This is a genomic window from Achromobacter sp., from assembly GCF_036567245.1.
Taxonomy (GTDB): Bacteria; Pseudomonadota; Gammaproteobacteria; order Burkholderiales; family Burkholderiaceae_B; genus Achromobacter.
Map to the genome: position 1 here is coordinate 1 of NZ_DATCUY010000274.1, position 13,029 is coordinate 13,029.

Sequence of the window (13,029 nt, forward strand, 5' to 3'; positions counted from 1 at the left end):
TGCTGCGGCTCCGGCCGCCGCGCCCGCCGCGGCCAGCTTCAAGGGCTCGGCCGACGGCGAGTACGACATGCTGGTGCTGGGCGCTGGCCCCGGCGGCTACTCCGCCGCCTTCCGCGCCGCTGACCTGGGCCTGTCCGTGGTCCTGGTCGAACGCTACGAAACGCTGGGCGGCGTCTGCCTGAACGTGGGCTGCATTCCGTCCAAGGCGCTGCTGCACAACGCCGCCATCATCGACGAAGCCCGCGAGCTGGCCGCTCACGGCATCAGCTTCGGCGAGCCCAAGATCGACCTGGACAAGCTGCGCGGCTACAAGGACAGCGTGGTCGCCAAGCTGACCGGAGGCCTGGCCGGCATGGCCAAGGCGCGCAAGGTCACCGTGGTGCACGGCGTAGGCGAGTTCGCCGACCCCAACCACCTGACGGTCAAGGCCGCCGACGGCAAGACCCAGACCCTGCGCTTCAAGCAGGCCATCATCGCCGCCGGCAGCCAGTCGGTGAAGCTGCCGTTCCTGCCCCAGGACGACCGCATCGTCGACTCCACCGGCGCCTTGCTGCTGCGTGAAGTGCCCAAGAAGATGCTCATCGTCGGCGGCGGCATCATCGGCCTGGAAATGGGCACGGTGTACTCCACGCTGGGCGCGCGCCTGGATGTGGTGGAAATGCTGGACGGCCTGATGCAGGGCGCCGACCGCGACCTGGTCAAGGTATGGCAGAAGAAGAACGCCTACCGCTTCGACAACATCATGTTGAAGACCAAGACCGTGGGCGCGGAAGCCAAGAAGGACGGCATCTACGTCAGCTTCGAAGGCGAGGGCGCTCCCAAGGAGCCGCAGCGCTACGATCTGGTGCTGCAGGCCGTGGGCCGCAGCCCCAATGGCAAGAAGATCGGCGCCGACAAGGCGGGCATCGCCGTGACCGACCGCGGTTTCATCGAGGTCGATCGCCAGATGCGCACCAACGTGCCGCACATCTATGCCATCGGCGACATCGTCGGTCAACCCATGCTGGCGCATAAGGCCGTGCATGAAGGCCACGTCGCCGCCGAAGCCGCCGCAGGCCAGAAGTCCTTCTTCGACGCCCGCGTCATTCCGTCGGTGGCCTACACCGATCCGGAAGTGGCCTGGGTCGGCCTGACCGAAGACGAAGCCAAGAAGCAGGGCATCAAGATCGAGAAGGGCGTGTTCCCCTGGGCCGCCTCCGGCCGCGCCATCGCCAATGGCCGCGACGAAGGCTTCACCAAGCTCATCTTCGACGCGGAAACGCATCGCATCCTGGGCGGCAGCATCGTCGGCACCCATGCCGGCGACCTCATCAGCGAACTGGCCCTGGCCGTGGAAATGGGCGCCGACGTCGTCGACATCGCCAAGACCATCCATCCGCACCCGACCCTGGGTGAGTCGGTGGGCATGGCGGCCGAAGTCGCCGAAGGCGTCTGCACCGACTTGCCGCCGATGAAGAAGAAGTAAGGCGCGGGCCGGCCGCCCGCGGCCGGCCATCTGTTCGCGCAAAGTAAAAGCGCCGGCCCTGCATGGGGTCCGGCGCTTTTTATCGCTCGTTCGCCGCTAACGTAACGGCCGTCGCTATATGGATGGCAAATCGCGTAGCGGGAGCGGAAAAACCAGTCTTGCTGCGCGTGCTTCAGGCGTGCGTATCGATGCGCGAACCCAGCGTGGCGTCCACGGCCAGCACGGGCAGCGACTGCATCAGCGTCAAGGCCGTATCTGCCTGCGCATTGAGCGCCTTCTTCAGCACGCGAGCCTGCACTTCCTGCATGACATTCGCGTCCTGCAAAGCCAGGGCGTTGTTGACGGTACTGTTGATCGAAGCGTCCATGCTCGGGATGTCCTAGTGTGTGGAAGGCGGTTCAAGCCGACACGGGATTATCGCGTGGACTGCGGCTTAATGCACGGGAATCCTGGCCTGTGAAAGCCGATATTCACGCGGCAACGGTAATGCCCGGCGCATGCGCCCGCCGCGCCGGCTCCACCACGATCTCGACATGCTGATCCAGCGACACCAAGGCTCGCATCAAGCGCTCCAGCGAGATGTTCTGCAACTTGTAGCGGCGAATCTGGGAGACCTTGGGCTGGGTCATGCCGGTAAGCGTAGCGGCTTCGATCTGGCTGAGCCCGCGCTGATCGATCAGTTCATTGAGCTTGAGCGCCAATGCCGCCTTGGCCGACAATTCCGCGGCATCCTCGAAACCGAGGTCCTGCAAGACGTTGTCGGTGCCTGGGGAATGGTCTTTGCGTGTCATTGCTTACTCCTGTCGGACGAGTGCCGGGCCAATACTGCCTTCAAGCGTTGCTCGATGAGCTCGATGTCCGGCTGCGGCGTGGCTATGCCGCGCTTGGACTTCTTCTGGAAAGCATGCAGCACATGGACGGCGTCGCCCAGTCGCACGGTATAGATCGCCCGGAAGGTATCGCCAAGGTAGTCATCGACCAGTTCATATACCCGAGAACCCGATCCCTTCCACGGCTTGGCCGCGACCGGTGTGCCACCCAACTGGACGACGAACAGCGCCACGCCCAGATCCTTCTGAACTTCGATCGGGAATTTCTTGAAGTCTTTCTTGGCTGAACCTTCCCAGTACAGCAGCTTTCTGTTCATGATTATATCCGTTCAGATATAGAAGGCAAGCACCTTCCACCACCCGCCGAGTCGTGAAAGACTGGACCGAACGGCCTGCTGCGCGTAGATAGGCGCGGAAAAAGGATGTGGACGCGTGTTGCCATGGCTGCGGGCGTAAGACGGGGGGCAGCAGGCAGGATAGGCGTTCGCAGTCTGGCGTGGTGGCCGACAGGGATGGTTTCAGCACCGTTCGCGCAAGAAGCGGGGCTGTTGTTTGTTGCGGTGTGGGTGCCTGCAGGCTTGGCCCAGGCCACGCTCAGCTCAACCCAGGCTCGAGCTGAGTAGGCGTGTCCGCAAACAGGAGTCTTACCTGCAGGCCCGCGCCTTCACGGCCGGTTTGGGCATTCCTTGATGATGCCCCATGCGTGGTTGGGCTCGCAGAATTGCTTGCGCGCGGCCCAGGCGCAGTCGGGACGTTCAAAGAAGCCCAGCGTTGCACAACGCGTCAACTCGTTTCTCAGCTCGCCGACCCAGGCCATGGGGTCTTCGGCGGGTATCTCGGTTACGCGCAGGGTAGACCTGGGTGTAGCGGTTGCCGTGTCCGCCGTGTTCGCTGCCGGGCGCGGCGCGGCTGCATGCTCGGGCTGCGCGGACGGGGCAGGTTGCGATTCCGTCGACGTCGGCTCTGGCTTGGGGTTGGGCTCAGGTTGGGATGCCGGCGAGTCTGAGTGCGGGTCCGAAGCCAAACCCGAAGTCGAACCCGAAGCCGAACCGGAATCCGGACCCGGAACAGGCACTGGTACTGGTACTGGTACTGCCACCGAGCTTAGTTCTTGCTGACCGAGCGGAGCTTCCGCATGCGGGGTCGGAACGGGAGTCAGAGGTACCCGTACCGGACCGGCAGCCGTGGCGCCGGAAACCGTCGTATTCGGCGAATTCCACGACACCACCAACAGCACCAGCGCGCCGTAGATCGCCAGCGTATACAGCACGGTCAGCGTGGCATAGCCCACACGTTTGCCGGTAATCGGCCGCGCGTCTTCGCGTCCCACCAAGGCGCGCCAGCCGACCAGCGCAGCGCCAGGCGCGGAAATCAACCACCAGAACAGCCGCCGCAGCGGACCGGGCTCCTGCGGAGCAGGGCCGGCTTGCGCCTGCGCCACCAACAATTCGCGCAAGGCGCGGTTCTCTTCGCGCAGACGCAGGGTCTGCTCATCCATCGGCGCCTGGGTATCGGGATCCGGGGTGCTGCCGTGCTGCGTAGCGAGTGGATCGGGTGGCGTCGCGGTCATGTTATGAAAACTATAGATACAAAAACGTGCAGTCGCGAGTATGAGGCAATTGGGGGGAGTGAAAAAGGGGAATAGTCTGAAAAAAATGGGCTTGATTGGGACTCGGATGGCTGGAGTATCAGCAGCACGCCGAAATTGCCTTGTGCGGTGTTGCCGCCATGGCCGGGAAGTGTTCAGGCGGGGCTGGCGGGAAGTGCAAGCGACGCGTTCCCCAAAAAGAAACAAGCCGGCATATGCCGGCTTGTTTGTCTCGACAAGGGCGTGAGGGCCCTCGTGCGGTGCCGGGAGGGCAGAGCCTTGCGGCTCTGCGTCTACCCGACCGTCAGGCGTTGCGGCGTGATTAACGCAGCAGCGACAGAACGGTTTGCGGCACTTGGTTGGCTTGCGCCAGAACCGAGGTACCGGCTTGCTGGAGGATCTGAGCCTTCGACATGTTCGACACTTCCGTGGCGTAGTCCGCGTCTTGAATACGCGAGCGAGCCGACGACAGGTTGTTCACGACGTTGTTCAGGTTGGCGATCGTCGATTCCAGACGGTTCTGCACGGCACCCAGTTCACCGGTCAGCTTGTCCAGGACCTTGAAGGCAGCATCCAGGGTTTTCAGCGGGTCGCCGGTCTTGGTGCCCTTGCTGGTGTTTTCCGTGGTCAATTGGCCTTGGCTGTTAACCTTGACCGTTTCGCCGACCTTGGGGGCATAGTCACCCGTGCCGGTGCCGCCGGAAACCTTGATCTCGCCGGTATCCTTGTTGACCGTATATTCGGTGTCAAACGTTTCAACGCTGGTGAAATTGCCCTTAGCGTCAAGGAACGTGCCAGCAACGGCAGGGGGGCCAGCTACGGCCTTGGCCGTACCATCGGTCAGCGTGATTTTGGCTGCAAAGATGCCAGAGCCCATGTCAATAGTGGTGGTGCCCGTTGCCTTGGCCAAGTTTAGGACTGTGTCCTTCGAGGCGGTTGCCGTGTACTGGAGGCCGGCAGTTGCGGCGGCGGCGGCACTTTGCGTGAACTTCACGCCGCCAACAGTGACGTTGGCTCCAGCATTGTCATAAGTCCCGGCCACGGTTTGCTTCGAGACAGTGTCAAACATGTTGCCAAGAGTAGCCACTGCGCCACCCTTGTCGTTCGTGGTCAGGACACCCGTAGTGGTCAGATATGCTTGCTGACCATTCAGCGTCACTTTGCCGGTCGAATCGACCTCGAACTCAGCAGACGTGGAGCTATTGGTATAAACGCCCTTCACGGTACCCGTAGTGGGCACTTGCGCGTTACCGAGATCTTTCGCCGCATTAGCCGTAGTGTTAAGTGCGGTCTTGGTGTACGTGAAGTTGCCCTTTTCGGCGTTGTAGGTGTAGACGTTGGTACCATTCGTGACGGTATCGCCATTGGCGAGCTTATTGAAAGCTTGTTCCGCTGTCACGGCAGTGTGGGTCGTCGTGACATTGTAAATACCCGAACCCGCCGAGGTTTCAGTGCCCTTCGCCGAGATGATGTCGGTAACGGTAGCGCTGCGGTTCTGCGTTACACCGGAGCCATTCACGTTGAATCCGTCCAGGCCCAGCGTCTTGACACTGATTTCCGACAGGTTCAGAGTGATGGTCTCGCCGTCATTGGCGCCAACTTGCAGCGTCAGCGGCTTGGCCGAGGCCGACAGGACCTTCACGCCGTTGAAGTCGGTCTGTTCAGAGATGCGATTGACGTCGGACAGGCGCTGATTGATTTCGTCCTGCATCGAATCCAGCTGTTCTTGCGAATAGCTACCGTTGGAAGCTTGCACGGTCAATTCGCGCACGCGCTGCAGGTGGGTGTTAACTTCAGCCGATGCGCCTTCCGTGGTCTGGGCCAGCGAGATGCCGTCGTTGGCGTTCCGGGCGGCTTGGGTCAGACCCTTGACGTTCGCGGTGAAGCGGTTGGCAATGGCCATACCGGCGGCGTCGTCCTTGGCGCTGTTGATGCGCAGGCCCGACGACAGACGCTCGATGGCGGTGCCCAGAGCGGATTGGGACTTGTTGAGGTTGTTCTGAGCAACCAGCGACAGGTAGTTGGTGTTAATGACTGCAGCCATGTTTAGGCTCCCAAGAGAGAAAGGCTTCTTCAAACCGGGCAGCTAGGCCGCCCAACTGTAACGGGAAGGTATCGACGTTGTTGCTGAAACTCTTCCGTTGCCAGGATAACGACAGCCTCAAACCAATCTTTAGGCCAAATATGCGAAGGCCGCATGATTTATTGTTCTGACCTTTCTGAGGGGGCTTCTCAATGAAACGGAAGCTCAAGGCCTCCGTCAGTGTGTTACAGATTAGGATTGAATATGACAGTCGCTCATCGTAGCAACCCTTGATTCCGCAAACCGGCCAGCACGTCGTTCAGCAAGGTTTGGGCCACCGGTTCAAGATTGCGGACCCGTTTCATGGACTTGCCAGAAGGGTGTGCGATGTCTCCCGCCGCCAGAGCGTCGCGAACCAGCGTGCGCAGATCTGCAGTGGAATTCTCGCCGTCGACTTTGCTGATGATGAACCGAGTTGCTTCATCCTTGGGAAGTTGGACGTGCTGATGCCACAGGTTGTAAAGCCCTACAGGCAGATTACCGTTGGCAGCGCGCTGCTGCAGATGTTCCAGTCCAGGGATCCACTGAGGCTTGGGCGCCGCTGCATCATAAGCGACGCGCTCAAATCGATATTCGAGCGCATTGACGCTAAGCAGAGTCACCAAGTGATTGAGGACCAGTTCGTTCAGTTGATTCTGCGGCGTAGTTTTTTTCACCTTCGCTCTGGCGGCACCCAATAGTGCGCTGTAAGCCAGGGGCTGGGGCCAGGCTTCCCGTAGCGCCTCGGCAACGGCGACGAAAGTTGGCTCGTTCGATCCGATGCCGGCTCCCGTTGCAGTGTGGTAGTGACGTTCCTTTTGGCGGGCACTTGCGGGTCCCTTATGTGCGATCAGTCGCGCGGCCAGATGCATGTTTTCGAAGGCATTGGCTTCTGGCTGTTCGAGTATGGATCCCGCCCTGTCTGCATGGACTAGAAGACTCTTGCGAAATTGACGGCCGATAGCAAAGTCCAGGTACTGTTCGCGCATCTCACGCGGCGCATCAGCGGACAGGGCGTTATGCAAGACAGCGACGTTGTCACCAAAGTTGGATGCTATTGACGACTGAGGTTCGGCATCGGCTAGATATACCAATTCTGCTTCCTGTGCCGCGGCAACAAACTCTAGGAAGTAGCACGGCGCGTTGACCGCTTCGAGATGTTCGTGCATCAGATAGTAGTCGGAGTGCTTGCGCAGTTGGCGCACGGCCTGTTGCAAGGCCGTGCCCATGGGATTGCCGCTGGATAGCCCATGTTCCAGCATGCCAAGCACATCCTTGGCCCGCTTAAGGCGTTCCTGCGGGCTATTGGCGCCAAAGCTATTCAGAATCATCGCATCCCGGACGATGTCCGATGCCTTCCAGCCCGGGTACGTGTTGTAGCTGATGTACGCGACGCCCTCAGGCGTCAGATTTTCGCGGCAAACGCGCATAATGGCCTGCCGTACTTCGGGAGGCACCCAACTGAAGACGCCGTGGGCGATGATGTAGTCGAACTGGCCGAATTCCGGGGTGATGTCGGTGATGCTCATGGCCCGTAGTTCGAGATTCTGCAGCCCCATCGCCTTGACGATGGATTGTCCCGCCTCGACCTGCTGGGGCGACAGGTCTATGCCGACGATGTGGGCGTCCGGGTGGGCGACTGCGAAGGGCAGCAGATTGCCCCCGGCGGCACATCCCAACTCCAGCACGCGAGCGCTCTCCACCGGAGGGGCGCTCAGTCCATACAACGCTGCGATCGCGCGCAAGCGTCCCGGTGCACTGATCGAGAAAGCGTTCGATTGATAGGGGGTCTCGTCGTAGGCGTCAGAGAGAACCTGGTTGAGCACATCGGTGTCGGACATGGGAATTCCTGGGCTTGATGGGGCTGAACCGACGTCTTCATCATGGGCGGTTCAAGTCATGAATGTTGCAGGCTACCCGCAATGGTTCGCGGGAAATGGGCGGAATAGGGTGGAAATTCGGTCGGATATCCGCCAGGCAAGGCATGGCGCCGCTGTCCAGCTCTCGGACTAAATCACCTGCGCAATCTGCCCCTCCAGGGGCAACTCCTGCCACGCCTGTTCCTTCAGCTTCGCGCGTATCCGCGCCGTCGCTTGCGACCTGAGCTGACAAACCCGCGCCTCGGTCACATTCAGGATCGCGCCGATTTCCTTCAGGTTCAGCCCTTGCTCGTAACACAGCGACAGCAGCAGCTTCTCGCGTTCGGGCAGGGCGTCGATGGCGTGGATCAGGGCCTGGCGGAAATCACCGGCCAAAAGTGAATCCAGCGGATTGCCGCCGGCCGCGCCATGGTTCAGGGTGGCGGCCCAGTCCGATTGGCCGCTTGCGGAGTCGGGCTCGGTGGCGAAATCTTCGTAATGCACGATCTGTACGCCCTGGGCGTCGTGCAGCAGCGTCTGGTATTCGTCCAGCGGCATGGCCAGCTGCTGCGCGATCTCGGCTTCGCTCGGGGCGCGCATCAAACGTTGTTCGAGCTGCTGGATGGCTTGTTCGATCTTGCGCGCCTTGGCGCGCACGCTGCGCGGCAGCCAATCCTGGCCGCGGAGTTCGTCCAGCATCGCGCCGCGGATGCGGGTGGTGGCATAGGTCTCGAATTGGGCGTCGGCGGTCTCCTGATACCGGCGCACGGCGTCGAGCAGGCCGATCATGCCGGCCTGTATCAGGTCGTCGAGTTCTACGCTGGCGGGAAGCCTGGCGAGCAATTGCAGGGCCAGCTTCCGCACTAGCGGGGCATATTCGACCAGGCTGTCATCTGCGTGGGGCATTGCGGGAATGTCGGGCGGTGTCCATCGTGACGCATTGTCGATTGTTGTCAATTTGCGACATTGTCGACAAACGCGCGGCTGCGCTAAAGCTAGCTGGATTTAGTGATCTGCAAGCTGCCATTGTCGGCAAACAACAGCGTTTCATTCCTCAAAGTACGCAATGTTTTGAATGCTTATTTGGCAAATTGACGTAAATTCGTATGGAATTTATATGTCAAGGTGTATCGAAAGCGGCAAGTTGCGCAACATCAACAAACTTTTGTCATATAAGTCATAGAAAATGACATTAGCTGTGGTAAATTTTACTTAAATTGCGAACAAATGATACATTTCGCATCAAAGCAGGATGTATCGGATGCAAAGGCAGCGGAGTTCCGGTGTTTTTGCTTACACAAGCCCCCATCGGCGGGATAGGGAATAGGGAGTTGGGCGTGCAACAAGTCGAAAATTCATTGCTGACAGACATTCGCGAAGTGAATCTGTCCTATTTGTTACTGGCGCAGCGCATGCTGCGCGACGACTACGCGGCGTCGATGTTCCGCCTGGGATTCAGCAATGAGGTTGCTGACATCCTCATGCGCCTTTCGCCGGCGCAGTTGGTCAAGCTTGCAAGCTCCAGCTCGCTGCTGTGCCGCTTCCGCTTCGATGACTACAGCCTGCTGTCCGCCCTGACCCATGACGTTCTGGGTGGTGCGCTGCAGCAAGCGCATGCCACCATCCTGCTGGCCAAGCAGCCTGTCGAAGAATTGGCCTGACGGCCTGATCATTCCATCCGGAAACACGTGTAATGGCCACCAAGAGCGTTTCGCAGGAAGCGGATGACATTCTGCTTGCCAGCTCCATGATCACTTTGGGAGCCCGGCTGCAGGTGCTGGAGGCTGAAACCAGCCTCAGCCATGACCGCCTGGCGCGCCTGTACCGCGAAATCCGCGGCTGCTCGCCACCCAAGGGCATGCTGCCTTTTTCGGTTGACTGGTTCATGACCTGGCTGCCGAACATCCATTCCTCGCTCTTCTATAACGTGTATTCGTTCCTGAATACGCGCACCAGCAGCAAGGGCATACGCGCCACCATCGACGCCTATCGCCTCTATCTCGAAAACGCCGGCACGGATGCCGCAGAAGGCGCAGAGCCCGTCCTGAGCTTCACGCGCGCCTGGATGCTGGTGCGGTTCTTCGATAGCGGCATGCTGCAAATGTCTGCCTGCCGCCAATGCGGGGGGCATTTCATCGCCCACGCCCACGATCCCCAGTCGGATTTCGTGTGCGCGATCTGCCGGCCGCCACCCCGCGCCGGCAAGACGCGCGCCGCGGCCAAGGCGCGCGCCGGCACCCGTCCCGCGCCCGTTGCGAACACCGCCCGGCTCTGACCGGCGGTATCCAAATACATCAAAAGCCCTGGAAAACCCCCCGTAACCCGCCTTTTTGGGTCGGGGATAACAGGGGATCATTGACGCCGGTTTTAGACTTCGTTGGCAGGGGCCTGATGTGTTGATTGTTATCGGTTTTCTCGTGGTGGGCGTGTCGGTCGTCGGCAGCTTCATAGCGCTGGGCGGCCATTTGGGCGCGCTATACCAGCCCTTCGAGCTCACGCTGATCTTCGGGGCGGCTTTCGGGGCCTTCCTCGCCAGCAACAGCAAGAAGTCGCTGATGCTGGTGAAGGCCGCGCTACCCGACTCGCTGAAAAGCTCGCGCTATGGCAAGGACGTATACATGGAGCTGATGGCGCTTCTGTACGTGCTGCTGAACAAGGCGCGCCGCGAGGGCCTCATGGCCATCGAGTCGCATATCGAAGACCCGGAGTCCAGCCCGATCTTCAGCGAGTATCCCCGCATCGCCAAAGACGCCAAGCTCATGGAGTTCATCACGGACTACCTGCGCATCATGATCAGCGGCAACATGAGCTCGTTCGAAATCGAGACGCTCATGGACGAGGAAATCGAGACCTACCGCCATGAGCGTGAAGTGCCCGTGCGCGCCTTGCAACAGATGGCCGACGGCCTGCCGGCCTTCGGCATCGTGGCGGCGGTGCTGGGCGTGATCAAGGCATTGGCCGCCGTGGACCAGCCTCCGGCGATTCTGGGCGACCTGATCTCCAAGGCCATGGTGGGCACCTTCCTGGGCATTCTGCTGGCATACGGCTTCGTGGGTCCGCTGGCCTCGCGCATCGATCGCCGCAGCGACGAAGCGACCAAGGTGCTGGAATGCATCAAGACCACGCTGCTGGCCAGCATGAACGGCTATCCGCCGCAACTGGCGGTGGAGTTTGGCCGCAAGGTGCTGTTCTCGGCCGTGCGCCCGACCTTCGGTGAACTGGAAGAACACGTCCGGCAAGCCAAGTCCACCGCCACCGGCAAGGCCTGACGGAGCGGGCCATGAGCACGGTAAACAATCACCGCGTGGTGATCCGCCGCAAGAAGGGCGGACATGGCGGCGGGCATCACGGCGGCAGCTGGAAGATTGCGTACGCCGACTTCATCACCGCGATGATGGCGTTCTTCCTGGTGATGTGGCTGATCAGCATTGTGCCGCGCGAAGAGCTCAAGGGCATCGCGGAGTACTTCCGCATGCCGCTGCGCGTCGCCATCACCGGCGGACCCAGCAGCTCGGCCGAGACCAGCGCGGTGCCGGGCGGCGGCAAAGACCCCTTGCGCAGCGAAGGCGATGTGCGTCGCGCGCAGGGCAACCGCGTCGAGGCGCAGCCGATGGGCGACGCCGAGCGCCGCGAGCAGCATCGCCTGGAAAACCTGAAAAAGCGGCTCGAGAACGTCATCGAGACCAGCCCCGTCCTGAAAAGCTTCAGGCCGCAGCTGCTGATCGACCTGACGACCGAAGGCCTGCGCATCCAGATCATCGACAACCAGAACCGTCCGATGTTCGCGACCGGCCGCGCGGACGTGCAGCCCTACATGCGCGACATCCTGCGGGAATTGGGGCCGGTCCTGAACGAATTGCCCAATAAAGTTAGCATTTCCGGCCACACCGACGCATCCCAATACGCGCGCGGCGAGCGCGCCTATAGCAACTGGGAGCTGTCGGCAGACCGCGCCAACGCGTCGCGGCAGGAACTGGTGGCCGGCGGCATGAATGAAAGCAAGGTCCTGCGCATCCAGGGGCTGTCGTCCAGCATGAGCCTGGTTAAAGATGACCCGTATGCGGCCGTTAATAGACGTATCAGCCTAGTGGTGCTCAATCAGAGCACTCAGCGGCGCATCGAAAACGAGAACGCCGCAGCCGCGGACGTCAGCGCCAAGGATGCCCGCGAGGTGGGAACGGCAGTGGAAGCGGCGCAAGCCGCGGCCCAGGCCACGACGGCAACCAAACCAGGCGAGGCGGAGAGCAAGCCGCCCGCGGAAGGGGTTCGATAGCAATGGCGGCAACGATTCTTGTGGCGGACGACTCGGCGACGATGCGCATGATCGTCCAGGCGACGTTGACGGGCGCGGGCTGGCAGGTCTTGACGGCCGGCAACGGCCAGGAAGCGCTGGAAATGGCCAGGCGCCATCCGGTCGACCTGGTGGTCAGCGATTGGAATATGCCGGTCATGGGCGGCCTGGAGCTGATTCAGGGTTTACGCCAGGAAGACCAGTACCTGGACGTGCCGGTGCTGGTATTGACCACCGAGGACGATGTGGACAGCAAGATGGCCGCCCGGGATCTGGGGGTCTGTGGCTGGCTTTCCAAGCCGGTCGACCCCGATGTGCTGGTGGAATTGGCGTCTGAACTGCTCGACGAGCAGGCCGGCGCGTAAGCAGGTTCATTTTTGAAGGCGTACGGGTCATGAGTTCTGGTTTGGACCTCAGTCAGTTTTACGAGACCTTTTTCGACGAGGCGGACGAGCTGCTCGCGCAGATGGAGCAGCTGCTGCTCGAGCTCGATGTGGGCGCGCCCGACATCGAACAGCTCAACGCGATTTTCCGCGCGGCCCACTCGATCAAGGGCGGGGCGGCGACGTTCGGCTGCTTCACGCAGCTCGCGGGCACGACCCATTTGCTGGAAAACCTCCTGGATGCGATCCGTCGCGGCGAAATGGCGCTGCGCACGGACATGATCGATATTTTCTTGGAAACGAAAGACGTGCTCAAAAGCCAACTGGATGCCTATCGGGCCTCCGAAGAGCCCGATGAAGCCGTGTTTGAGCGTATTTGCGCCGTGTTGAGGCAGCTTGCGCTGGAGCATAAGGACCCCGCCGCCGCATCCGCACCCGCGGTTGCTCCGGCTCCGGCGCCGATCCCTGCACCGGTGGCCGTGGCCCAGGCGCCCGAATCCGCGCCGCAGGTGCCGGCTGCGGAAACCGGCAGCCTGCCGTTGCGCGTGCGG

The 13,029-nt window shown here is 61.2% G+C and carries 14 protein-coding genes; 7 read left to right on the plus strand and 7 right to left on the minus strand.

From position 1 onward, the window contains the following. A partial coding sequence (gene lpdA, locus VIR09_RS12010; protein WP_332013078.1) for a dihydrolipoyl dehydrogenase occupies nt 1–1,465 on the plus strand: 1,465 nt, incomplete at its 5' end. A gap of 172 nt (nt 1,466–1,637) precedes the next feature. On the opposite strand, the gene VIR09_RS12015 is transcribed toward lpdA, so the two are convergent. The 7 genes from VIR09_RS12015 to VIR09_RS12045 all read right to left on the minus strand — a co-directional run bounded on the left by VIR09_RS12015 (nt 1,638) and on the right by VIR09_RS12045 (nt 8,710). Continuing rightward, the gene (locus VIR09_RS12015; RefSeq protein WP_332013079.1) at nt 1,638–1,832 is read right to left on the minus strand and encodes a YjfB family protein; all 195 of its coding nucleotides are present in this window, start codon (nt 1,830–1,832) and stop codon (nt 1,638–1,640) included. A 103-nt stretch (nt 1,833–1,935) separates the two neighbouring features. After that, a complete protein-coding gene (locus tag VIR09_RS12020; protein ID WP_332013080.1) occupies nt 1,936–2,256 on the minus strand; it encodes a helix-turn-helix transcriptional regulator in 321 nt (106 codons plus the stop codon). Beyond that, nucleotides 2,253–2,612: a type II toxin-antitoxin system RelE/ParE family toxin gene (locus tag VIR09_RS12025; protein WP_332013081.1), complete on the minus strand. Its 360-nt coding sequence runs from the start codon at nt 2,610–2,612 to the stop codon at nt 2,253–2,255. Before VIR09_RS12025 ends, VIR09_RS12020 begins: the two co-directional genes overlap by 4 nt. Nucleotides 2,613–2,959: 347 nt before the next feature. Next, the gene (locus tag VIR09_RS12030) at nt 2,960–3,865 is read right to left on the minus strand and encodes a hypothetical protein (RefSeq protein WP_332013082.1); all 906 of its coding nucleotides are present in this window, start codon (nt 3,863–3,865) and stop codon (nt 2,960–2,962) included. A 340-nt stretch (nt 3,866–4,205) separates the two neighbouring features. Next, nucleotides 4,206–5,927 (minus strand): flagellin, encoded by a 1,722-nt coding sequence (locus VIR09_RS12035; RefSeq protein WP_332013083.1) that lies wholly within the window; start codon nt 5,925–5,927, stop codon nt 4,206–4,208. A gap of 254 nt (nt 5,928–6,181) precedes the next feature. Further along, nucleotides 6,182–7,786 (minus strand): methyltransferase regulatory domain-containing protein, encoded by a 1,605-nt coding sequence (locus VIR09_RS12040; protein ID WP_332013084.1) that lies wholly within the window; start codon nt 7,784–7,786, stop codon nt 6,182–6,184. 168 nt (nt 7,787–7,954) lie between these two features. Then, nucleotides 7,955–8,710: an RNA polymerase sigma factor FliA gene (locus tag VIR09_RS12045; protein ID WP_332013085.1), complete on the minus strand. Its 756-nt coding sequence runs from the start codon at nt 8,708–8,710 to the stop codon at nt 7,955–7,957. 431 nt (nt 8,711–9,141) lie between these two features. Here VIR09_RS12045 and flhD point away from each other — a divergent pair, with 431 nt between their 5' ends. The 6 genes from flhD to VIR09_RS12075 form a co-directional block, all read left to right on the plus strand. Continuing rightward, on the plus strand, nt 9,142–9,465 hold the full coding sequence (gene flhD, locus VIR09_RS12050; RefSeq protein ID WP_013393369.1) for a flagellar transcriptional regulator FlhD: 324 nt from the start codon (nt 9,142–9,144) through the stop codon (nt 9,463–9,465). 32 nt (nt 9,466–9,497) lie between these two features. After that, the gene (flhC, locus tag VIR09_RS12055) at nt 9,498–10,079 is read left to right on the plus strand and encodes a flagellar transcriptional regulator FlhC (RefSeq protein ID WP_332013086.1); all 582 of its coding nucleotides are present in this window, start codon (nt 9,498–9,500) and stop codon (nt 10,077–10,079) included. A 118-nt stretch (nt 10,080–10,197) separates the two neighbouring features. After that, nucleotides 10,198–11,073, plus strand: coding sequence for a flagellar motor stator protein MotA (gene motA / locus VIR09_RS12060; RefSeq protein WP_332013087.1), 876 nt, complete (start codon nt 10,198–10,200; stop codon nt 11,071–11,073). 11 nt (nt 11,074–11,084) lie between these two features. Further along, on the plus strand, nt 11,085–12,077 hold the full coding sequence (gene motB / locus VIR09_RS12065) for a flagellar motor protein MotB (protein WP_332013088.1): 993 nt from the start codon (nt 11,085–11,087) through the stop codon (nt 12,075–12,077). A gap of 2 nt (nt 12,078–12,079) precedes the next feature. Beyond that, entirely contained in the window at nt 12,080–12,460 is a 381-nt protein-coding gene (locus VIR09_RS12070; RefSeq protein ID WP_332013089.1) for a response regulator, read from the plus strand. 29 nt (nt 12,461–12,489) lie between these two features. Then, nucleotides 12,490–13,029, plus strand: a 540-nt coding sequence (locus VIR09_RS12075; RefSeq protein WP_332013090.1) for an Hpt domain-containing protein, incomplete at its 3' end; no start/stop codon positions are given.

Excerpts from the sequence above, each read along its gene's own strand:
- VIR09_RS12015 (WP_332013079.1), bottom strand. The coding sequence starts at position 1,832 with ATGGACGCTTCGATCAACAGTACCGTCAACAACGCCCTGGCTTTGCAG.
- flhC (WP_332013086.1), top strand. The coding sequence starts at position 9,498 with ATGGCCACCAAGAGCGTTTCGCAGGAAGCGGATGACATTCTGCTTGCC.
- VIR09_RS12035 (WP_332013083.1), bottom strand. The coding sequence starts at position 5,927 with ATGGCTGCAGTCATTAACACCAACTACCTGTCGCTGGTTGCTCAGAAC.
- VIR09_RS12030 (WP_332013082.1), bottom strand. The coding sequence starts at position 3,865 with ATGACCGCGACGCCACCCGATCCACTCGCTACGCAGCACGGCAGCACC.
- VIR09_RS12070 (WP_332013089.1), top strand. The coding sequence starts at position 12,080 with ATGGCGGCAACGATTCTTGTGGCGGACGACTCGGCGACGATGCGCATG.
- VIR09_RS12040 (WP_332013084.1), bottom strand. The coding sequence starts at position 7,786 with ATGTCCGACACCGATGTGCTCAACCAGGTTCTCTCTGACGCCTACGAC.
- motB (WP_332013088.1), top strand. The coding sequence starts at position 11,085 with ATGAGCACGGTAAACAATCACCGCGTGGTGATCCGCCGCAAGAAGGGC.
- VIR09_RS12025 (WP_332013081.1), bottom strand. The coding sequence starts at position 2,612 with ATGAACAGAAAGCTGCTGTACTGGGAAGGTTCAGCCAAGAAAGACTTC.
- VIR09_RS12045 (WP_332013085.1), bottom strand. The coding sequence starts at position 8,710 with ATGCCCCACGCAGATGACAGCCTGGTCGAATATGCCCCGCTAGTGCGG.
- VIR09_RS12020 (WP_332013080.1), bottom strand. The coding sequence starts at position 2,256 with ATGACACGCAAAGACCATTCCCCAGGCACCGACAACGTCTTGCAGGAC.